The following is a 21,604-nucleotide window of genomic DNA, read 5'->3' as shown; positions in this document are numbered from 1 at the left end:
ACTCAGAACTCCTAACTAAGTACTACCAACTCAGAACTAAGAACTAAGAACTAAGAACCTTGAACTTTTTCACTCGTAGCGCAGGGCCTCAATCGGGTCCAGGTTGGCCGCCTTCCACGCGGGATAGATGCCGAAGATCAGGCCAATTGCGCACGAAACGGTAAAGCCGGTGACCACCCACATCGTGGACATGGTGGCAGGCAGTCCGATGGGCAGAAAGTAGATGATCCACGTGAGAACCGCGCCCAAAAGAATTCCGATGATCCCGCCCACAGCACACAACGTTACTGCCTCGGTGGTGAATTGCACCAGCAGAGTGCGCTTGGTTGCGCCGATGGCTTTGCGCACTCCGATCTCGCGGGTGCGCTCCGTCACGCTCACCAGCATGATGTTCATCACACCGACGCCGCCCACCATCAGTCCGACGCTCGAAACGGCGATCATGAAGAGCACGAGGCCGCCCGTGAGCTGGTTCCACAACTTCGAGAGCGAGTCGGGCCCGAAGATTTCGAAGTTATCGGGCTGATCCACTTTCAGCTTGCGCGCGATGCGCAGCGATTCGCGGATCTCCTCTTCGACCAGAGCCTTGTTTTTCGGGTCGTCGTATTTCACGCTCACCCACATGTCCTTGTCTTCGGGGTGAAGATTGTGGAAGGTGCCGAGCGGGAAATAAGCCATATTGTCGGCCTGATTCTTGCCGCCGCCAAAGGGCTGCTTCTGCTTGTCGAGGACGCCGATAATCGTATACAGGCCTGTCTCGATGTTGACTTCTTTGCCGACGGCGTATTGATCGCCGAAGAGTTGTTCCCATGTGTCGTGCCCAAGCACCACTACATGCTCGGCCTTCTTGTCTTCTGCGTCATTCCAAAGGCGACCCTGAAGAAAGTTAAGGTCCGTAACTTGTCCAACTTCCGAAGTGGAGCCCTGGAGGATGGTTCCGGCAATCTTCTTGCCGTTGTATTTCACGCTGACATCGCCAACCCGAAATTGCGACCTGACGTGCTGGTAACCGCCATCGGCCGCCACTATGTGCGGCAGTTTCCTGAGCGCGTACACTTCATCGATGTTGAGCTTGGGGCGACTGAGCATCTCCGTGGTCGGGCGCACGCCGATTATGGGGAGATGGAAAACCCAATAGACATTACTGCCAAGCGAGCTTACAAAGTCCTGTACCCGGTTGTTCAATCCGCTGATCACCGAGGAGATGGTGATGACGGTTGTGACACCGATAACGATGCCCAGGATGGTCAGACCCGAACGCAGCTTGTTGGTGCGAATGGTGCTGAGCGCCATCTTGACGGATTCGCCGGTTTGTTGTCCACGCATGGGTTGCTCCGCAACGGTGAAAGAGTTCGTAGTTCTAAGTTTTTAGTTCGCAGTTCTCGCGTGCTTTGACTTTGGATCCAAGGAGGCATGAAGGCCAAATAGCATTTTCCTAACCTCGTCCGACAATTGTTGCGCCGAGTTAATGATTGCTGGATCCCCTAATTTGAACGCCAGGACAAGTTCCAATTGTGTCTGAAGCTCGCAGTTGGAACCCCTTGCAATTGCGATGAATTGCCTAAATTCACCTGAATTTGCCCTACCTTGTCCCTCCGCGATGTTGCTGGGAATGGATACAGCCGAGCGTCGCATTTGGCTGGTCAGGCCGTAAATCTCCTCGCGCGGAAACTGCTTCGTCAATTCGTAAACTGAAACCGCCAACTGCATTGATTTCTGCCAAACTACAAATCACGAAATCCGATCAACATTCCACTCTCTTTTTCTCGGCGGCGCTTCTTTATCAACTGCGAACTAAGAACTTCGAACTTTGAACTTTGGACTGTTTTTTCACATTTCCGCCCGCAACGCCACAACCGGATCGAGCCTTGCGGCTTTGCTGGCGGGATAGACGCCGAAGAAAATGCCTACGCTGGTGGCCAGGAACAGGCCCAGAAAGATTGCCCAGATGGGCACAGCGGTCGGGAACCCTACAAAGACCGTGATCAGCTTGCCCACCAGCACGCCGAGAAGAATTCCGAAGATACCCCCGACTGAAGCCAGTGAAGCGCTCTCAATCAGGAACTGCATCAGCACGTCGCGCTGTTTGGCGCCGAGCGCCTTGCGCACGCCGATCTCGCGCGTCCGCTCGGTTACGCTCACGAGCATGATGTTCATGATGACCACTCCACCGACCACAAGCGCGATGGAACCAAGCCCCATCACCACCCATGCGAAAACGCCCAGCAGCTGATTGGCGATGTCGAGGAAGGTATCGTTGGTCTGGATTTCGAAATCGTCGGGCGCCCCAGGAGCGTTATGCCGGCGCGAACGCATAATCACGCGGGCCTCGTCTTCGGCGCGCACCATGCCCTGCGAACCGCCGCCGGCGCGCGCGTAAATGTCCACCGAATCGTTGTAGCCGTAAATCTGCTGATACGTTGTGATCGGAATGGCGACCCAGTTGTCCTGCGACTGGCCAAAGGTTTTGCCCTGCCGGTCGCCCACGCCGATGATGGTGAAGGGAATGCCGTCGACCCGAATCTCCTTGCCCAGCGCATCGTCGCTGCCAATCAGGTTGTCGACGATGTCATAGCCAACGATGCAGCTGTGGAACGCATGCTCCTCGTCTGCCGGTGTAAAGCCGCGGCCGAGGGCAATATCGATGTTATTCAGGGTCATCATCGACGCGGTGTAGCCGCGGACGCCGGTGTTGTTGCTGGAGTGCCCGTTGTAGACCACGTTGGTGTTCTTGAATAGCGATGCGCCCACTTCGCTGCAGTCGTCGCAACCATCCCTGACGGCGTCGTAGTCTTCGATGCGGATGATCTTGCGCTTTTGAAAGCTGAAGTACTCGTCGGCGGAAAGAATCACGCTCGACATGCGGTTCACCGTAAACACATCCGCGCCGTAACCGGAGAGCTTGGTGGAGATGTAGCGCTTGGCGCCCTGCACCAGCGTAAGCACCATGATGACCGAAGCCACGCCCATCACGACACCGATCAGCGTAAGGATGGAGCGCAGTTTATTGCCCCACAGGGATTGCAGTGCGAGTTTGAAGGCTTCGAGAATGCTCATGGAGGTACGATTCGACTCTTCCTGCCCCGGTTTGTGATCCTGCTCTCAGTGTACGCAGGCATCGCTGCGTATCAGGCGGCGACAAGAGACTGAGTCAGGCTTCAGCGTCATGGTGGAGACGGGACTACTTGCTGAAATCTCGCTGCGATATTGTTTAGACGGCCAAGAGCGCTGCCGGGCCTCAGATTCGGGGTGTCGGCTTTGCTTCCGGAGATTGGTACGCAACTGCAGGGATCATGGTTCCGGATACGTTTCCGCAGCCCGCTCTGGATCGGAGTAGACGCAATTTCGACCGGACGACGCGGGCCGATTGGCTGGACCTTGCCCTTTCAGACTGGACCAGGCTTGTTAGATCGGCATCAGTTAGATCGGCCGCGGGCTGGTGTTATGGGCATCGGTCACATTGTCTGGTTCGCTGGTGAACGTTTTGCCTGCGCGATAGGCGAATTTCTGGTCTTTCCCGTCGATTCTGCGGATCGCGTCCATGGCCCCATCGTCCCAGGTAACCCTTGCCTCTCCATTCACATACGCCCAATGTCCATGCACCCTGTGGAGGCTCCGCCAAGCGCTCCCATTCTCGTCCAATGTGATGTAAAAGGTGCCTCCGGAACCATCGCCGACCTCCCACTTCCCAAGAAAATGGCCACGGGGCAGAGCGCCCGGCGGTGTGGGAGCCACCTCGCTGATGGGAACTCCGCCCGTTCCGGAGAACTCGAGGCGCGCAACGTCGGCAAGATTGAAGGTCTGGCGGTGTCCGTCTTTAAAGACGATCACGATCTGGCCGGGAGCAGCTTTGCCGGCATGTGTCTGGGCGGCCAGGGCCGCAACTCCCAGCACCAGAGCCGCACAGGCAGCGAATCGAACGACAAACTTGCGCATCGTGTTCTCCTTCGGAATCAGCGGATAAGACCGCAGACCCGCGACCCCATTATCTACGGGGATGGGGGGTCTGGGGTTCATTCATTTTCGGAGTTCCTTCGTTTCGGGAGACGTGAAGGAGGTCTACGATTTCACGTGCCGCTGAAATGCCGCCGCATCTAAAGCGATATGAAAGGCAGATCGAAGCGCATCCTGGTGGTTGGCGCGGGTATGGCGGGACTAACTGCGGCGCGGCTCCTCGCTGAGGCCGGCCGCAAGGTGCTCGTGCTCGAAGCACGCGATCGCGTCGGCGGTCGCATCCGCACCCTGCGCGACCGGGGCGAGATTCTCGAACTCGGCGCGGAGTTCATTCATGGGCATCCGCCGGAGCTTTGGGAGTTGATCCATGAGGCCGGGCTCGAGGCCTATGCCCTGGATGGAAAGGTCGTTTGCCACCGGCGGGGCAAGCTCAGAAAGTGCGCGGAGCAGGGCGAGGTTTTTCGCTTCCTCCACGGGCTCGAAAAATGGAAAGGGACCGACCTCGCATTTGCCGATTACCCGCCACTCGCAAAGCTCCCGCCGGAGAAGCGCGAAGAAGTCGTCAATTACGTGCAGAGCTTCAACGCCGCCGATTATCGCAAGATTGGCGTGCACGCCCTCGCCGTTCAGCAGCAGGCTGAGGAAGAGATTGGAAGCGACAAGCTCTTCCGCGTCCGCGAGGGATACGATCGGGTGCCGGAGTTCCTTGCTGGCAAAGTGCGCGAGGCCGGTGGCCGCATCGAGTTGTCGCGGCCCGTGGAGAAGATCGAGTGGGAGCGCGGGCAGGTTTCGGTCTTTGCGCGCGACGGCGGCGAATTGGCCCAATACCTGGCCGAGCAGGCCGTGATTGCGCTGCCGCTGGGGGTCTTGCAGCACCTGGGCGTTCTGTTTGATCCGATCCCGGACACCTTGCTCGCGGCAAACCAGCTTGCCATGGGACCGGTGCGGCGCTTCAGCCTCGTGTTTCGCGAGCGCTGGTGGGCGACGCTGGACCCGGTGAAATTGCCAAATCTGAGCTTCCTCTTCGCAGACGATGCCATGCCCCCGGTGTGGTGTACGGGAAATCCCTGGGAAACGAATACGCTGACCGGTTGGATCGGTGGGCCGCGATCCGCCTCGTTCGACCAGTTCACGCGCGAACAGGTGGGCGATGCCGCATGCAAGGAACTTGCGAAGATCTTCGCGCTCCCGCTCTCTTTGCTGCGCAGCCAACTGGTCTGCTGCGCGACGCACGACTGGCAGGCCGATGCGCTGAGCTGCGGAGCGTACAGTTATGTGCCTGCTGGCGCGCTGGACGCCGTTCTGAAGATGGCAACGCCGGTGGAGCAGACACTCTATTTTGCCGGAGAACATACCGATACCACCGGCCACTGGGGCACCGTCCATGCGGCCGTGCGGTCCGGGATACGCGCCGCAAAACAGGTGCTGATCGGCGTGAAGACAAAGGCAGCCGAAGCGCCGGTAATCGCGAGGCATGGGTGATCTACGGCGTTATCTACTGGGTCTCTTGGAATCCGGGCAGAATGCGGAATTCCGACCCGAACTTGTGGTACCCGCCGAAGCTCACGTCGTTGATCATGGTTTCGAAGTAGCCGTACAGACTGAAGCCCATGCCCCACTCGTGGAGTTCGCGCTCGGAGCGGCCGCGGGAGACCTCCACGCTTCGCTGGGGACAGATGTAGGTCTTGCCGCCCAGCTCCTCCGCACCGTACTCGACCATGATTTGCGACCGGATGAGCGGCACGTCAGGGTCCCGTTCTTCGTCGAGATCTGCAGTGGTCACGATGCGCATGATGGCTCCGGTTTCGGGATTCACCGCGAATTCGCCGTAGTCGTCGGGCCTGTTTTGGTAGGGAGTGGTCCCGCTACCTTCAGGAAGGCAGCAATACGTGAGCTCGGGCGTGATATTGGTGCTGACGGCTCTGTAGGAGAACACCGCCAGATCTCCGTCCTTGCGGCGCTCCCAGCGCTTCCACGTGAGGGTGCTTGAACTCGCAGTCGCGGCCGTCATCACGTACGCAAGAATGGGACCGAATGTGCCCGTCGATTCAAGGTCGCGCGCGCGTACCCCGCGGACAACCCGGCGTTTGCTTAGTTTCTTCTTCTTCTCAACCACCTCGTGTCCGTTCCGATAGAGGACCGTCGCGTGCTCCCCGGTAGCAAAGTGCAGAGTCTGGTCCTGGTGCAGCATCTTCCAGCTCTCACTTTCGCTCCCGACAGGCTCTTCAAAGCGCTCGGTGTTTCTCAAAGCATAGAAGTCGGGCAGTTTGGGAATGGCATTTTGAAGGTAGTCGATTGCTCGCCGGAGAATGGCGCGCTGCTCCTCCATCGGAGGCGGCGGGCGATCCACAATTTCATCGGGCGGCGGCGCAAGCGCGAATGACAGATCGGCATCCGCCGTCAGCGCCTGGCGTTCTCGTTCGCTGCGGATCACGCTCAACAGGGCATCGAGCCGGCGCTTACTCATCCGTTGGGAGAGTTCGACATTCTCCAGCTTTCGGAGGAGGTCGCTGTGCGAACGCACCAGTTCTTCAAGCTGCGCGACGGTGACCTTTTCTATCCCAGGCCGGGGATTGTCGAAATACACAGGCTCGTTGTAATAGCCCGTGGTACTGCGAACCGTCAGGGCAGGACGATCGACCTGCACACGGAGGTCGTGGTATTCGTCCATCGTGTAGGTGTGCGGAGGATTGAAAGTGAGAGTGTAGAAGCTTCGCAACTCTCGGACACAGCGCTCGATGTCTCCGTCCAGGTCGCCCGACGAGTCCACCACCAGGCCTCCAGTGTGCATCGCAATCACCTGCAGAGCCATCCTTTCTGGTCGCATGTCCTTTTGCGTCCGGGGCGCTTCGAGGTAGTCGTGATAATCGAAGGCCGGGACTGGATTGAGCCACACGTTAACGTTGTCCAGCGTGATGCGCGCCTCCCGCAGCCGTGTAGAAAACTCCGTTGCCTCGTCGAAACCCGTGTCGCCGCCATTCACAGGTCACCCGGGACCAATCCACACCACAACCTTGTGGCCAGGGACATCTCTCTGATCGATGGCAGTGGAGCCGAGCGCGCGTAGAGAGAGGCGATTGGGCACCAACCTACCCTCCAACGAGCGGCGCAAATTGGATTCATCATTTGGACCCAATCTCCACACTGCCATTTGGGATCTCGTCTGTTCCAGTTCTTCTTCCAGAAGAGCCCCGTCCTTCACCGGCCTCAGTGAGGAAAACAGTCCGTCGCGCGTGAGTCGATAAAGAAGACACGGGAATTCCAGGTGTCCACTATTCCGGCGCAGGAACTGCGATATTGCGCTTTCGGTCTGCGTGAGTTGCTCAGGCGATAGATTGATGGTGTCGAGGACGAAGATCAGCTCGGGCGCCGGTTCAGACGAGGCCAGAGCGTTGCGGAACGTGCGAATCTTTGCCCGTTGGCCGCTGTCGAGAAGAGTGAAATCCTGGGGCGCGAGGTCCGAAACCGGGTTTCCTGCAGAATCTTCGGCAACCACGTCGATGCGGAAGAGGCCGTCCCGCACGACGGCATCGTTGCCGCTCAGAGGCGCCAATGGCTTTGGCGTAATAGACCGGTCTTGCAAAGGCAGGGTTTGCGCGCCGGTCGCGCAAGCCCCTAGAGCTATCAGGCACGCGATGGAAGCTGTGCGCTGCGGGTTGGATCGATTCACCACGATTTCAGGCCCAAGGGACACGCGTGGCAAGCATAACCCGCGCAACTTCCGCCAGGGTTGCAGCGACTCTGAAAAGTGATGCACAGACAAAGCCACGCATGCGACCCTCACGTAAATAATGACGGTTTCCGCACATACCGGTTTCCTCGCAGGCAGATGCGGAAAGCACGTCGAATCACTGCCAATCCGAGCAACCGGCCATTCGGCTGGGATTTGGTTTGTTTCTGCACGGCCGATTCCGTCGAAAAAGGACCGTACCCTTCGTCACAATTCGAGGATCGTTTTCCCGCCCGACGTCGTACGATACTGTGGCGCAGCTTTTCCAAATTACGTTCGTCCCCAAATCTGTCTGACCTCACGCCTTGGAGGGCCTGATGATTTCCGCTCGTACCCGGTTCGCGCTTTTTGTGCTGGCGCTGACCATTCTCTCCCCCATCGTTGCATTCGCCCAATCCACTACCAGTTCTGCCACCGGTCAATCGCCGCTGCTTTTGCGGAACCCCTCTCTCTCGAAGGACAAGATCGCCTTTCTCTATGCCGACGACGTTTGGACCGTGAACCGGCAGGGCGGCGAGGCCGAGCGGCTCACCTCCGACGGCAAGGTTGTCGCCGGGCCGTTCTTTTCGCCCGATGGATCGGAGATCGCCTACTCTGCCCATCTCAATGGAAACGTCGATGTCTACGTGATGCCTTCCGGTGGCGGCGTGCCGCGGCGCATTACGTGGCATCCCGCCGGGAGCCAGGTAGTAGGCTGGACGCCCGACGGCAAGCGCGTGCTGATCACCAACGGCGCAACCAGCTTTCGCGACTTCCTGAAGCTTTCGACGGTGCACGCAGACGGCTCCGGCATCCCCGAGCCTCTGCCGCTGCCTTCCGGCGTTCAGGGCTCCTATTCTCGCGACGGCGAGTCCATCGCCTACCAGCCGATCACCAAGTGGGAGCAAGCCTGGAAGCAGTACCACGGCGGACAGACCACGCCAATCTGGATCGTGAACCTCAAAACGCTGGACCTCGTGAAGGTGCCGCGCGAAAACTCCAACGACTCGAACCCCGTGTGGGTCGGCAATTCCATCTATTTTCTGTCGGACCGCAGCGGGCCTATCTCGCTCTTCAAATACGACACCGGCACGAAGCAGGTGAGCCAGGTTGAGCCCAACAAGAGCTACGACCTGAAGTCGATGCAGGCAGGTCCGGACGGCCTCGTGTATGAGCAGTTCGGCTCCATTCACCTCGTCGATACCGCCAACGGCGCCGATCACGTGGTGCCGATCCAGGTGCATGGGGAGCTGGCAAGCCTTGCGCCGCACCTCGAGAGCATTCATCCCGATGAAATCCGCAACGCCACCATCTCTCCCACCGGTGCGCGTGCAGCATTTGAAGCGCATGGCGAGATCTTCACCGTGCCCGCGGAGAAGGGCGATACCCGCAACCTGACCGACACATCCGGCGTGGCGGAGCGCGATCCTTCGTGGAGCCCCGACGGCAAAACCATCGCCTACTTTTCCGATGCATCCGGCGAATACCAGCTCTACCTGCACGACCAGACCGGGTTCAAGCCTCCGACCGTGATCGATCTCGGACCTGATCCCAGCTACTTCTACGGTCCGATCTGGTCGCCGGACTCAAAGCACATCGCCTTCACTGACAAGCACAACCGCCTCTGGCTCGTCGATGTCCCTTCCGGCAAGCCCGTTCAAATCGACAAGGCAATTTACGGCGCGTTCGGTTTCAATTTCAGCCAGGTCTGGTCGCCCGACTCGAAGTCGATTGCCTATGAACGCGACCTGGATAATCAGCTCCATGCAATTTTTCTCTACTCGCTCGACACGCATAAATCGACGCAGGTGACGGATGGAATGAGCGACGCCTCGAGTCCCGCGTTCGACTTGAATGGCAAATATCTCTACTTCATCGCGTCGACTGACGATGGACCGTCGCACGCAGGCATCGACCTGTCTTCGCTCGATCGCGCCCAGACTAGCGCGCCCTACGTCGTCGTACTCGCCAAGGACGGAGCGTCGCCGATTCCGCCCGAGAGCGACGACGAAAAAATCAAGGAAGAAAAGAAAGACGAGCCCAAGCCGCCCGTGGCCGACGATAAAAAAGATGCCAAGGCCGACGACAAGGACAAAGACAAAAAAAGCAGCGACAAAGACACCGCCAAATCCGACGACAAGGACAAGGACAAAGAGAAGGATAAGGACAAAGACAAGCCCGTAAAGGTGACCGTCGATCTCGAGGGCATTGGCAACCGCATCCTGTCTCTGCCCATTCCGCCGCGCAACTATCGCGCCATCGCCACCGGAAAGGCTGGCGTGATCTACCTGCTCGAGGGCCCGCCCTTCGGACGCGCCTCAAGCTTCCAGGGTTCCGGCATTCTCGCCGTCTGGCGCTTCACGCTTGAAAAACGCCAGCCCGAGTCGGTCCTCAGCGACATCGATGCCATGCAGATTTCGGCTGATGGATCGAAGATCCTCTACGCACGCAAAGGTGGATGGACCATCGCGCCGGCCGACGAACTTAAGCCCGGCAATGCCAGCCCCGGCAAGCCTCTGAACCTTGGCGGCATGCAAACCATGGTCGACTCGCGCGCGGAGTGGCGCCAGATCTACCACGAAACCTGGCGCATTCAGCGCGACTTCCTCTACGACCCCAACACGCACGGTCTTTCGATCCCCAAGATCGAGGCCAAATACAAACCCTATCTCGATGGACTCGCCTCGCGGGCCGAGTTCACGTACCTCTCGGTCGAGATGCTCGGCGAAGTCAACATCGGCCACATGTTCGTCGGCGGATCACGGCCGCACGAAGAAGGCCCGAAGGCCGGCCTGTTGGGCGCCGACTACAAAATCGAGAACGATCGCTACCGCATCGCGAAAATCTACGGCGGTCAGAACTGGACACCCGGTCTCGCTTCGCCGCTCACCATGCCCGGCGTCTACGTCAAAGAGGGCGAATACCTGCTCGCCGTGAACGGCCGCGAACTCCACGCGCACGACAATCTCTACCAGTTTTTCGATGGCACGGCAGGCAAGCAGACGATCCTTCACGTCGGCCCCAATGCCGACGGCAAAGATGCACGCGATGTCACCGTGGTTCCCGTGGGCGATGAGACAGGGTTACGCAACCTCGCCTGGATCGAGGGGAACATTCGCAAGGTGGATGAACTTTCCGGCGGCAAGGTGGCCTATGTCTACATGCCCAACACCGGCGGCTCGGGCTACACCAACTTCAATCGCTACTTTTATTCGCAGCTCAACAAGCAGGCCCTCGTGCTCGACGAGCGCTGGAACGACGGCGGCCTGATTGCCGACTACGTTGTCGACGTGCTCAAACGCTTCCCGCTCTCGGGCGCGATCGAGCGCGACGGCAAGCCGATTCACGATCCGGTCGGCGCCATCTTCGGGCCCAAGGTCATGCTTATCAACCAGAACTCCGGCTCCGGCGGCGACGCCATGCCCTGGTACTTCCGCAAGGCAGAGATCGGCAAGCTTGTAGGAACGCGCACCTGGGGCGGCCTGGTCGGCATCGGCGGATATCCTCCGCTGCTCGACGGCGGCTTCGTGATGGCGCCGCGTTACGCCATCTATGGACTCAAGGGTGAGTGGGAAGTTGAAAACCACGGCGTCCCGCCGGACGTGATGGTCGAAGAGCTGCCCAAGGACATTGCCGCCGGCCACGACAAGCAGCTCGAAACCGGCGTGCAGATGGTGATCGAGGAATTGAAGCAGCATCCGATCCCGGAGATTCCCGTTCCACCCTACCCGAACTACCACAAGAACGACGGATTGGGAAAATAGACACCGCGCAGCGCCCAGATCTTCTCCTCACACGGAGAAGGTCTGGGCTTCTCGCGTTGCGCAAAACGCTGCCGACAATGCGCGATCAAGTCCTTTTCCCCTGCACCGGAAACCGATCCGCAACCTCGTGGTTGCATATTTGGTCTACAGGACAATCTGCCCCAGCCCCGCGATCGCCGCATACGGTCTTCCCGGCTTCACACTGGCCAGATTCCCCGGCTCGGCGATTCGCTCTGCTTTGCTATACGGACCAACACTGATCTGGTTCGCTATCGAAATATCGCTCACCGCGGCTGACATTCCCGGACGAAGTTCCCCGAAGCACGCCTTGAGTTTTTCCCCGTCGATGGCGATGGCACCGGTCTTCTCGAGTCCCATCCGCTTGAAGTGCGGAGCTGTGCAGGTACCGGGACGGCACAGTTTCCAGATCAAATCTCCGCGCAACCACGCAAGTTCAGGCTTCTCCGCCATCGCCACGGCCAGCGTAAGCGGCCGATACCACGCCAGAAAATCAAATGCGCGTCCGCAATCGACCATCACCATTGCGGCCCAGCTGTCGGCGCGCCACGACGGCATTGCCGTTCCCATCCGGTCTTTGTCCTGATCAACGAAATAGGGATTCCTGCACCTGCCGCCGAATGCCGGATACACCAGCACGTCTCCCGTTTGCATCAGAAGCTCCTGCGGCTTCTTCATCGTCTCGCGCGCCTTGACGGGCGCGATCGGAGCCAGTATGCGCTCGCGCACTTCGTCCAGCACCTTCTTCCGCTTGCGCAGGTCCGCAGGCTGCATCCCGGGCTTCTCCAGCGTCGCAAGATCCCGATCGCTGTCGATGATCTCCAGCGCAGTCTCTCTCGCCCGCTTGCTCCCGATTCCCCGCTTCGCAAACTGGTCTGCGACCACCAGCCAGAACGTCGTGTGGTCCGCGTCATCAGCCTGGTCCGCAGCGGCCGGTTCGCTCCCGCACAGAATCTCCAGCAGCCGGTCGCTGTCAAACGGAAGCTTCGCAACCGCGCCAATCGTGCTGCGTAGATCCAGCGCAAAGTCTCCCGCATATAGGCCTGTGGCCCAAACGCCCATACCGCCTCCCGACTCTCAAATTGTATGCACTGCGGAGGCACTCGAATTGTTCAGAGGGAATCTCAGAGCTGCAAGATCGGCCACTTGCCGCCTTCGCGCCGGACCTTGAAAATTCGGCCGCGGACATCGAGGCGATACATCCCGTCCGGCAGCGATTGGCCGGCTGAGTCAATCCTGAGGCTGCTCGCGACAGCATTCGCCGACGTGCCAGGGGTGAGCTTTGTCACCAGCGCCACCGTGCACTTGTATTGGACCTTATCTCCGTCTCCCCGAAGAATGCCGGGAAACACATCGGTCTTGTCCGTGCCTTTTTTCATTGCTTGCATACCATTCTAAGAAGCGCCGGGTGCGAAGGCACTCGTGTGAACCACAACCGTCACTGTCACAGATGGAGATCGCGGTCAGGGTGCAGGCCACTATCAGGCCTTTCATCTGGCTCTTTATCCTAGGTGTGTTGTATGTATGGTCTTTTCAGGGCGTTTCCTCAACGCCAAACCTTCGAAGGAGGTTGCGAATGCGCCTGGCACTTGTGCGCTGTCTCCTGCTCAATCTGATTGTCATCCTGGCAAGTGGTGCCCTGTTGAAGTGGTACCCAATTCAACAGGGATTCACGGTGACAACCTCGCAAACGACGCATTACATCGGCGGAAATATTTTTCTGAGCGGAGTATTTCTATGCCTTTTGGACAGTGCAATTGGTGTTTATCTGGCTTGGTCGTTATTGCATCCACGCTGATGTGTAATGCGGCGGCATCCCGATGCCTTATCCAGTCCGGAGTCCCTGTGGCTTTGTATCTAGCTCTTTATCCAGGTGAGTTGTATCGATGGTTTCGCCGTGGGGAGCTTTGCGCGACGAAAGTACGTGGTCGGGCTCTCGTCCTTGGGCGGCAGCGGTTCTGCCGGCTTGCTCGAATTCAAGCCGCTCGACGGTGCGAATCAGCGCCAGCTTGAGCTCGAACAGCGAGGCCTCATTGGTTTCGAGATGTCCGTAGTACTCAACGAGCGATAACGTGCGACGGAGGAGTTCGCACAAGACAGAAGAGGACTCGTGAGGATCGCTTGGTGATCCCATAGAATTCAGCCTCGGCAACAAACTTAATGGGATGCTTGCCCCTACCGAATCAACATAATCTCAATTATTTGTTGATTGCAAACAAAATCGTATGGCTAACGTAGCGCTATCGCGATTACTCCGATGCACTATGTACGACACCGTACATAGCGCGTATGCGCGGCAGCAAATCAAGGCAGGTCGAACTGGTGGATGGGCCTGTCAACCCCCGCATCCCAAAATATTTTCCAACTCTCATACTTTTCAGCAACTTCCAGCCGCCCCCGTTTGCAGGTAATTTCCCCTGATCGGCGCACAATGAAATTGCAATCGAATCCTCTCGCTCGAGGAGCAACCGAATGTATCCCGCCATCGCGTCTGTTACTCCCTATTCCCTGATCCCTGTCCCCCGGTTCCTCCGCTCCTTCCCTTAAGCCATTTGCTGACTGATATTTGCGGCCAACTCCTTGCACAGGAAATATCTGCAGGCCGCAGCCCAACCTAAACCGCTGAAAACACTCCCTCCAGGTTCCAAATACCGGGTGGGGGGATACAGGAGACCGTGAAGAGGAGAAGCAGGAAACCGTCGGCAGCAGGGTTGGAGACCGGAATCAGTGCCCCGAACTGCCGAATCCTTTGCCTAGCCGTGCCGATTCCTCCAGCACTTCGGCTTCCTGCACGGGGCCAGTCAGCACAGGGACAGGAATCATCTGGGCGATCTTCTCGCCGGCCTTGATCTCAATCGCGGCCGTGCTCAGGTTGGTCATCACGATCTGCACTTCCCCGCGATAGCCCGCATCGATCACGCCGGCGGTGGTGGCGATGCCCCGCGAAGCCATCGAAGACCGGTCGCGAACCAGCAGGCCAAGCGGTGCGCCGGTCTGCGGGTGGCGCGCCTCGACAGAGATTCCAGTGCGGACGCGAATGGTCTTGTGCGGTTCAAGCAGCACAGTTTCGACAGAGAAAACGTCGTAGCCAAGGTCTTCGCCGGGATGCGCCACGACGGGCAAACGGGCGTCGGTTTCAAGGAGTTTCACGCGCAGCATGGGTTTCATGGTAACGGGCCGGCACGGTTTGGAGTTGTGGATTCAAGGTACACTAGGGCTGGCAGGAGGACCGGGCGGTCGCTGCCGGGATACGCGCAAGCGCGTTCCGGGGGAGGAAAGTCCGAACTCCGCAGGGTAGTGTGCCGGATAACGTCCGGGATGTGCGCTTCAAGGCGCGCAGACGGCCAGTGCCACAGAAAACAAACCGCCCCGGGAACTTACCGTTCCCGAGGTAAGGGTGAAAAGGTGCGGTAAGAGCGCACCGCTCCGACGGTAACGGCGGAGGCAGGGTAAACCCCACACGGAGCAAGACCAAATAGGGAGGGAAGCGGCCGCAAAGAGTCATGCGGCGCTGCGCATCGGCCCGATGCGTTCAGGCGGCTCGAGTGGAACTCTCCGGCGGCGATGTTTTGTCGCAGGTCTGCTCCATGCAATGGCCGAAACCTCCGGGTAGGTCGCTGATGAGCGTATGCGGCAACGCTGCGCCTAGAGGAATGACCGCACACGACAGAATTCGGCTTACAGGTCCCTCTGCCGAGTTCTCATGGTGTCACGGCGCGTGATTGGCGCCGTGACGCCGCCAATGGATCGATACTCATTTTCCTGATTGGTTCAAGCAGTCCCGGTCCTTTGTGCGGACAGGTGCGACAGAGATGCCCCAGAATCCCTGCCACGCGGCGATTCCGGTAACGCACTGAAATCGACTGAAGCCGAAAGAACAGGTTTGGGATCAATCAACTTCTTGTCTGGGGGAACCAAATGGACTAGATGCCAGACCTCCAATGGGAACTAGTCCAATGGGGTTGGAGCGCTTGGGGAAGACGGTTCCAGCCCGTACATGTCCCAAGCCGGCATCCCTTGCCAGCGGATTCATTTCTGCAACGAGATTCAGAACGACGAGACACAGCTCAAGTCTGGGTGGACGGAGAGTGCAGGTAGTTGTGAATCGGGCGGCGTTTGACGAACATCCATTGGATACTCGAATGTGGCGAATTTCGGCCGAGATAGATCTTAAAGCCAGGAGCTGCCCGTGAAGATTGTTGCAACAATTGCCCGCTATCTGCTGGGAGTAATCTTCCTTGTTTTCGGTTTAAATCTGATGTTCCACTTTCTGCCCAATCCACCAATGCCGCCGGGACCGATGGCGAACTTTAGCACTGCGCTGGCAGAGTCGCACTACAGTATCGCGGTGGGATTCTTTCAGGTGGCGCCGGCAATTCTGCTGTTGATCAATCGATATGTGCCGCTGGCGTTGACAATTCTGGCGGCGGAGATTGTGAACATCGATGTCTTCCATATCACGATGGCGCCCAGCGGATTGCCGTTGGCGGCGGTAGTGTCGATCCTGTGGCTGCTGGTGTTTTTGCGTGTGAAGGGCGCGTTCGCGGGCATCTTTGAACCGCTGCCGCAACACTGATCTTCCCGTCGGATTCCCGGAGCTGATGCGCGTGCTGTCGCCTGCATCCCTACAATGGAAGGGAGCGATGATCGAGTATCTCTATCTGGGGCGGGTAGCGTACGACGAGGGGCTGCGGCTGCAGGCCGAGATTGCGGCCTTGCGACTGGCGGGGCGCGTGGACAACACGCTGTTGCTGCTGGAGCATCCGCCGGTGCTGACGCTGGGGCGGAATGCGCGGCGGGAGAATGTGCTTGCTTCGGATGAGTTGCTGGCGAAGCGGGGCGTGACCCTGCACGAGATCAATCGAGGCGGCGATGTGACTTATCACGGGCCGGGCCAGCTCGTGGGTTATCCGATCTTCGATCTGCGCAGCCTGGTGAACGGCAAGGGCGGACGGCTGGGGCCGGTGGACTTTGTGCGGATGATGGAAGAGGCGCTGATCAGGCTGTGCGGCGTGTTCGGCGTGCGCGCTGGGCGGATTGCGGGACTAACGGGGGTTTGGTGTGGTCTTCACGCTGCTGCGAACGAGGGCAAATTTGACGAGGGCAGTGGCACAGCCAAAGCGCGCAAGGTCGGCGCGATCGGGATTCATGTTTCGCGGGGAATTACTTCGCATGGGTTTGCGTTCAACGTAACGACGGATTTGCGGGACTTTCAACTGATCAATCCGTGTGGCATTACGGACAAACCGGTGACCAGCCTGGAGCGGGAGATTCCGGAGGGCGTGAGTTTGCCTGGACTTGAGGAGATGGCGCACCAGGCAGCGCGGCAGTTCGGGCAGGTCTTCGCGCAGCAGGTGCTGGCGGTGGAGAGCCTGGATGCGCTGCGGGCCCAGGCGGCGGCGAAACAGGAGTTGCCGGCAGAGGATACACCGCTGCAGGTTCCGGCTGAGGTGGAACGGCTGCACGGCGGTCCGGAGCGTCCGGTGCGGGCCTAGGCAGAGACCGCGGGGGCGAGCGCAAGCCGAACGGTATGGGCTGCAATTTATAATCCGGCAGGAACCCGGACGGGTGCTGCTTCTCCCGCACGGCGGAGTGAACGATTCATGCCAACCGACGTGATCATGCCCCAGATGGGCGAGTCGATCTTTGAGGGCACCATTACGAAGTGGCTCAAGAAGGTGGGCGAGCCCGTGGAGAAGGACGAGCCGCTCTTCGAGATCTCGACTGACAAGGTCGATGCGGAGATTCCGTCCGAAGCGGCCGGCGTGCTCATCGAGATCAAGTTTCCCGAGGGGGCCACGGTCGAGGTCAACACCGTGGTCGCTGTTTTAGGGGAAAGGGGTTCAGTAGCGAAGGCCGCTGCGGCTCCCGAAGATCGAGCTGAGAAATCTGCTGCACCGAAGACTACGCAGGCGGCTGTTTCCGCTCCGCAAGCCAAGGACGAGGCAAAGCCACTGCAGGCAACGAAGGCGCGGTCGGCAGTGGCGCGAGCGACGGGCGGTGGTATCGAAATCGTGATGCCGCAGATGGGCGAGTCGATCTTCGAGGGGACAATCACGAAGTGGCTGAAGAAAGTTGGCGACGCGGTCGAGAAAGACGAACCGCTGTTCGAGATTTCGACCGACAAGGTGGATGCCGAGATTCCTTCTTCTGTGGCGGGAGTGCTGACGGAGATCAGAGCGGCCGAAGGCGAGACGGTCGAGATCAATGCTGTTGTCGCTGTCATCGGAGGCGCGGGTGAGGGTTTACCACAGAGTCAATTGACGGAGCCCACAGAAGGATCGAGCGCGATCGCGGTCGAAGGCGCGCCGAAGACGCAGTTGTCCTCACGGCAAGTGGCGGATCGGCGAGTTCGGTCTTCGCCTTTGGTGCGGAAGATTGCGAAGGAGCACGGTATCGATCTGCGCATGGTACCGGGATCGGGTTCAGACGGGCGCATCAACAAGGAAGATATTCTGCGATACGTCGCGGAAAGCGGACCTGCGGCAGAGAGCGCGCAGCCGGCCCCGCAACAAGTAGTGAAGCCGAAGGCTGAAGCTCCACAGCCAAAGGCATTGACGGCCGACGTTGTGCCGTTGACGAAGATGCGCGCCATCATTGCGCAGCGCATGGTGGAAAGCGAGCGCACCAGTCCGCATGTGCACTCGGTGTACAGAGTGGACATGACGCGGATTGTGCGCCTGCGCGAGCGGGAAAAGGCGGGGTTCGAACAGCGCCACGGGGCGAAGCTAACGTACATGCCGTTTATCGCGGTGGCTGCGGTTGAGGCGCTGCGGCGGTTTCCGATTTTGAATGCCTCGCTGATCGAGAATGCGATTCACTATCACGCGAATATCAATCTCGGCATCGCTGTGGCGCTGGAGTGGGGGCTGATTGTGCCCACTGTGCGCGAAGCGGAAAAGCGCGATTTTGCGAGCATCGCGCGCGCGATCGCCGACCTTGCTGGACGGGCGCGCACGAAGAGGCTGCTGCCGGATGAGGTGGGCGGATCGACGTTTACGCTGACCAATCCGGGGATCTTCGGCGATGAGTTCGGGATTCCGATTATCAACCAGCCGGAGGCGGCGATTCTGGCGATTGGCGCGCTGAAGAAAGAACCGGTGGTGCTGACGGATGGCGAGGGCAACGATACGATTGCGATCCGCTCGATGCAGTACTACTGCCTCGGCTTCGATCATCGGCTGATCGATGGGGCGGACGCGGGGAAATTCATGAGCGAGTTCAAGCGGACGCTGGAGACGTGGGACCGGGCGGTCGGATAAATCCGCACCTCAGTTTCTCTCTTTCTGAAAGCAGCTACTTTATCGCCCGGCCCAGGCGACGCCGTCGGCGTATTTGCCGGTTTGAATGGTCCGTGTGACTTTCGACGCGGCGAGGTCGATTTCGGCGACGCTGTTGGCTTTCTCGCAGGAGACATAGGCGGCCTTGCCGTCGGGGCGGACGAGGACTTCCTGCGGGTAAGTGCCGACTGCGACGGTGCGCGCGACTTGCATCGACTTCAAATCGATGACCGCGACCTTGTTCTGATCGGGCAACGCGACCAGGAGCCAGCGGCCATCGGGGGTTGGCGCGGCGCCGTAGCCGATACCTTCCATGGGAATCCATTTGGCGACGGTGTTGGTGGCGGTGCTAATGACGGCCATTTGCGGCTTGGTCTGGTCGGCAGTGAAGACCCACTTGTCATCGGGGGAGATGGAGATGCGCTGGGTGTTCGCGGAAATTGTGATAATCTTGAGCACTTTGCGCGCGGCGATGTCGATGACGGAAACGGTGCCGGGGCCGACGTTTGCGGTGTAGGCGCGGCGGCCATCGTGGGAGAGGGCGAGCATGTGGCTCTCGGGCTGGCCGGTGGGCAAGGTGCCGACGATCTTGAGCGTTTTCGGATCGATGATGGTGATGGTCTGGTCGAGTTCAGTGGTCACGTAGAGGCGGCCGTCCTTCGGGCCGATCATGGGGCAGTGCGGGCGGATGCCGTGGTCGAAGGCGATGTTGCCGACCACTTTGCGAGCGGCGATGTCGATGACGGCGATGTTCTGGCCGTCGGTGCCGGGAGCGCCGACGCCGGAGTTGCCGTAGATCGGGACGAAGGCGAGCTTGCCGTCGGCGGAGGCGATGACTTCGTGGCCGGTGATGCCGCCTTCGGGGACTAATGCGAGCACGCGGCCATTGGCCGGATCGACGATGGCGAGGCTCTGGGCGCCTTTTTCGGCGACGAGCAGGCGCGGCTGCTGAGCGAGAGCGGCTGGGATTGCAAGGCAGGCGAGTGCCGGCAATGCGGCACGAAGAAAGAAATGCAAGACGACCTCCTGCACTACGCAATGAATTCTACGCGAGTGCAGCGGCTGGAGCTCGCGGTGCCTGTCTCATCAGCGCATACGCAACTACCGTCTCTTCTGTCCCACCGGCCTCCTCCACCAACTCCTCTTCCAACTCGTGTGGAACCTGCATCTCGCACGCTGCGATTTCTTCCTCGCTTGCGCCCACAAAGCAAAGCTCGCAACAACCCAGCGCGTCTCCGGCGCCCATCCGCACCGGCGGCCCGAAAACCCTGCATGTCATGGGACGCCATGCATACACATCGCATAAACCGGTCACCTGATCGAGCGCAGGACACGCGGCCTCATTCGCAAATTCATCAAAACGCGCCTGGTCTTCTTCCGACGTCCCCAGCATTCCCGTCGCCGCATTGCCCGGAAACTCCGGCCCGTGCTCCGCAATCCAGGCCTTCGCGCGTTGCTCAATTTCTTCGGCCTTCTGTGGGTCAGCAGCATGCAACGCCGTCATCCCGGCCTTCAGCCGCTCGGCATCAAGCGCATTGATCGCAAATGCTCCATGGCAACACTGCGTGCATCCCGGCCGGCATACCAGCCACGGGCCCGCCCGCCGCGCAGCATCGACCAGCGTCGCGTCCATAATCTGCACGAGTTGCGTATCGCCCGCCGGCAGTCCCATGTGCAAAGCATAGCGAAGACCGCCTCTTGCGGCCCGCTTTGATTCCATCCCGTTCCCGTCTCGTGCTATTGCATAAATCTGTTATGCAACCATCTGGTTGCGTTATACCCCCCCCCACCCCCACCCGGCTTCTGGGAGGAAGTGCCCTAGAACCCGCTCTTTGCGGCGCTTCTCTATCCGTAAATATCTGAGCGTAATCAACTTACGTCCAAATATCTCTTAACAAACGACCTAGCACAGGCGCAACAAACGTGCGACTAAGACTGAGAAACGGAGAGACTGCAGGTTCCCGGCACTGCATTCTTATTGCTGTTTCTATTGTGCGCCGGGAGCAGGAAATTACCTGCAAATCTGCGGGAAGGATTTTTCTCTTTCAGATCAATAGCCTGGAAGAAAACCGCGGGCGAGGGCACTTGACAAAAATGAAGCCGCATTCCAACGAACCCCTATTTATGGCAAAGGACAATGGGGTTAGAATGAGGCACCCCGGAGAGTCAAACCCAAGAGGCTGCGTGACGTCATGCCCGTTGCCCAATTGACACTCGAATTACGGATTGAACACGCCCAGTCGCTGAAGGACCGGCGACAGGTGGTGCGGTCGATGAAGGATCAGCTGCGGCAGGGATTCAATATCTCCGTGGCCGAGATGGATGAGGCGGTGACGTGGCAGTCGGCAACGCTGGGGATTGTTGCCATTTCCAGTTCGCGCAGTTATGTACACCAACTCGTCGAAGAGGTGGAGCGGGCGGCGCGGCGCATGGCGAACGAACTGGGCGCTGAGCTGGCCGACAGTTTCTGGGAATATCTGGAGAGCTGATTCCGGGCGAAGGCTGCGCGATTTTGCTTAATGCTGAGTTGAGTTCCGCTGGCGCTGACCTCCAATACAGTCGAACCAATACTGCGATTCATGAAGGAACATCCAAATTCCGCTGAAAATCAACTCGCCATCTTCCGAGCGGTGTTTTCACCATGCAGGCTCTGATGACTTGATCAGTCAGCGGAGCTGGAGGTTCACTGGGGTCTACACGGTACACATTCGCTTGACGTGTTGCTTAATGAGTAATTGCCGAGTGGTCCACCTCCATGTAAGTCATCTGTCAAGAAAAAAGCATGAGGTTTCTGGGCGCGCTCAGGAGAGCGCGCGGTTGAACTGATCAGGATGTTCTGTTACGCAACTGTGCCTCTCGGCCGCGGTTCCTGCTACCTG

Annotated in this window: 19 protein-coding genes and 1 other RNA gene; 8 read left to right on the top strand and 12 right to left on the bottom strand. The window is 59.2% G+C overall.

The annotated features are described in order from the left end of the window. Nucleotides 1-69 precede the first annotated feature (69 nt). From WCA10_RS25550 to WCA10_RS25535, 4 genes are all read right to left on the bottom strand, one after another. Entirely contained in the window at nucleotides 70-1,326 is a 1,257-nt protein-coding gene (locus tag WCA10_RS25550) for an ABC transporter permease (RefSeq protein WP_472825381.1), read from the bottom strand. Between the two features lie 42 nt (nucleotides 1,327-1,368). Then, complete coding sequence (locus WCA10_RS25545; protein ID WP_472825380.1) at nucleotides 1,369-1,710, bottom strand: four helix bundle protein; 342 nt, start codon at nucleotides 1,708-1,710, stop codon at nucleotides 1,369-1,371. A 120-nt stretch (nucleotides 1,711-1,830) separates the two neighbouring features. Next, on the bottom strand, nucleotides 1,831-3,057 hold the full coding sequence (locus WCA10_RS25540; RefSeq protein WP_472825379.1) for an ABC transporter permease: 1,227 nt from the start codon (nucleotides 3,055-3,057) through the stop codon (nucleotides 1,831-1,833). A 363-nt stretch (nucleotides 3,058-3,420) separates the two neighbouring features. Then, nucleotides 3,421-3,936, bottom strand: a complete 516-nt coding sequence (locus WCA10_RS25535; protein ID WP_472825378.1) for a hypothetical protein — start codon at nucleotides 3,934-3,936, stop codon at nucleotides 3,421-3,423. Between the two features lie 168 nt (nucleotides 3,937-4,104). Here WCA10_RS25535 and WCA10_RS25530 point away from each other — a divergent pair, with 168 nt between their 5' ends. Next, the gene (locus tag WCA10_RS25530; protein ID WP_472825377.1) at nucleotides 4,105-5,436 is read left to right on the top strand and encodes a flavin monoamine oxidase family protein; all 1,332 of its coding nucleotides are present in this window, start codon (nucleotides 4,105-4,107) and stop codon (nucleotides 5,434-5,436) included. A 13-nt stretch (nucleotides 5,437-5,449) separates the two neighbouring features. On the opposite strand, the gene WCA10_RS25525 is transcribed toward WCA10_RS25530, so the two are convergent. Both WCA10_RS25525 and WCA10_RS25520 read right to left on the bottom strand, forming a co-directional pair. Continuing rightward, the gene (locus WCA10_RS25525) at nucleotides 5,450-6,937 is read right to left on the bottom strand and encodes a vWA domain-containing protein (RefSeq protein ID WP_472825376.1); all 1,488 of its coding nucleotides are present in this window, start codon (nucleotides 6,935-6,937) and stop codon (nucleotides 5,450-5,452) included. 3 nt (nucleotides 6,938-6,940) lie between these two features. Then, nucleotides 6,941-7,624 carry a vWA domain-containing protein gene (locus tag WCA10_RS25520; protein WP_472825375.1) on the bottom strand — a complete coding sequence of 228 codons (684 nt, stop codon included), beginning with the start codon at nucleotides 7,622-7,624 and terminating at the stop codon, nucleotides 6,941-6,943. A gap of 377 nt (nucleotides 7,625-8,001) precedes the next feature. Between WCA10_RS25520 and WCA10_RS25515 the strand changes: the two genes are divergently transcribed. Beyond that, nucleotides 8,002-11,427: a S41 family peptidase gene (locus tag WCA10_RS25515; RefSeq protein ID WP_472825374.1), complete on the top strand. Its 3,426-nt coding sequence runs from the start codon at nucleotides 8,002-8,004 to the stop codon at nucleotides 11,425-11,427. Between the two features lie 144 nt (nucleotides 11,428-11,571). Here WCA10_RS25515 and WCA10_RS25510 read toward each other — a convergent pair whose 3' ends face one another. Then, the gene (locus WCA10_RS25510; RefSeq protein ID WP_472825373.1) at nucleotides 11,572-12,507 is read right to left on the bottom strand and encodes a hypothetical protein; all 936 of its coding nucleotides are present in this window, start codon (nucleotides 12,505-12,507) and stop codon (nucleotides 11,572-11,574) included. 62 nt (nucleotides 12,508-12,569) lie between these two features. After that, entirely contained in the window at nucleotides 12,570-12,824 is a 255-nt protein-coding gene (locus WCA10_RS25505) for a hypothetical protein (RefSeq protein ID WP_472825372.1), read from the bottom strand. A gap of 197 nt (nucleotides 12,825-13,021) precedes the next feature. On the opposite strand from WCA10_RS25505, the gene WCA10_RS25500 reads away from it, so the two are divergent. Continuing rightward, complete coding sequence (locus WCA10_RS25500; RefSeq protein ID WP_472825371.1) at nucleotides 13,022-13,243, top strand: hypothetical protein; 222 nt, start codon at nucleotides 13,022-13,024, stop codon at nucleotides 13,241-13,243. A gap of 27 nt (nucleotides 13,244-13,270) precedes the next feature. Here WCA10_RS25500 and WCA10_RS25495 read toward each other — a convergent pair whose 3' ends face one another. Together WCA10_RS25495 and WCA10_RS25490 are read right to left on the bottom strand one after the other, a co-directional pair. Continuing rightward, nucleotides 13,271-13,579 carry a hypothetical protein gene (locus WCA10_RS25495; protein ID WP_472825370.1) on the bottom strand — a complete coding sequence of 103 codons (309 nt, stop codon included), beginning with the start codon at nucleotides 13,577-13,579 and terminating at the stop codon, nucleotides 13,271-13,273. Nucleotides 13,580-14,169: 590 nt separating this feature from the next. Next, the gene (locus WCA10_RS25490) at nucleotides 14,170-14,613 is read right to left on the bottom strand and encodes a dUTP diphosphatase (RefSeq protein ID WP_472825369.1); all 444 of its coding nucleotides are present in this window, start codon (nucleotides 14,611-14,613) and stop codon (nucleotides 14,170-14,172) included. A gap of 53 nt (nucleotides 14,614-14,666) precedes the next feature. On the opposite strand from WCA10_RS25490, the gene rnpB reads away from it, so the two are divergent. From rnpB to sucB, 4 genes are all read left to right on the top strand, one after another. Then, an RNA gene (rnpB, locus tag WCA10_RS25485) (RNase P RNA component class A) lies at nucleotides 14,667-15,142 on the top strand. Nucleotides 15,143-15,634: 492 nt separating this feature from the next. After that, the gene (locus WCA10_RS25480; RefSeq protein WP_472825368.1) at nucleotides 15,635-16,021 is read left to right on the top strand and encodes a hypothetical protein; all 387 of its coding nucleotides are present in this window, start codon (nucleotides 15,635-15,637) and stop codon (nucleotides 16,019-16,021) included. Nucleotides 16,022-16,046: 25 nt separating this feature from the next. Then, complete coding sequence (lipB, locus tag WCA10_RS25475; protein ID WP_472825367.1) at nucleotides 16,047-16,940, top strand: lipoyl(octanoyl) transferase LipB; 894 nt, start codon at nucleotides 16,047-16,049, stop codon at nucleotides 16,938-16,940. A 108-nt stretch (nucleotides 16,941-17,048) separates the two neighbouring features. Then, on the top strand, nucleotides 17,049-18,707 hold the full coding sequence (sucB, locus tag WCA10_RS25470; protein ID WP_472825366.1) for a 2-oxoglutarate dehydrogenase, E2 component, dihydrolipoamide succinyltransferase: 1,659 nt from the start codon (nucleotides 17,049-17,051) through the stop codon (nucleotides 18,705-18,707). Nucleotides 18,708-18,746: 39 nt separating this feature from the next. Here the strand turns inward: sucB and WCA10_RS25465 are convergent, their stop codons facing one another. Both WCA10_RS25465 and WCA10_RS25460 read right to left on the bottom strand, forming a co-directional pair. Then, the gene (locus tag WCA10_RS25465) at nucleotides 18,747-19,742 is read right to left on the bottom strand and encodes a cytochrome D1 domain-containing protein (RefSeq protein ID WP_472825365.1); all 996 of its coding nucleotides are present in this window, start codon (nucleotides 19,740-19,742) and stop codon (nucleotides 18,747-18,749) included. A 28-nt stretch (nucleotides 19,743-19,770) separates the two neighbouring features. Beyond that, nucleotides 19,771-20,445, bottom strand: a complete 675-nt coding sequence (locus WCA10_RS25460) for a YkgJ family cysteine cluster protein (protein ID WP_472825364.1) — start codon at nucleotides 20,443-20,445, stop codon at nucleotides 19,771-19,773. A gap of 472 nt (nucleotides 20,446-20,917) precedes the next feature. On the opposite strand from WCA10_RS25460, the gene WCA10_RS25455 reads away from it, so the two are divergent. After that, nucleotides 20,918-21,214, top strand: coding sequence for a DUF503 domain-containing protein (locus WCA10_RS25455; protein WP_472825363.1), 297 nt, complete (start codon nucleotides 20,918-20,920; stop codon nucleotides 21,212-21,214). Nucleotides 21,215-21,604 lie beyond the last annotated feature (390 nt).

Origin of the sequence: Occallatibacter sp., from assembly GCF_049582745.1 — a bacterium.
GTDB lineage: Bacteria > Acidobacteriota > Terriglobia > Terriglobales > Acidobacteriaceae > Telmatobacter.
Note: the sequence above shows the minus strand (reverse complement) of the source record. Positions and strands in the feature narration are given on the sequence as shown.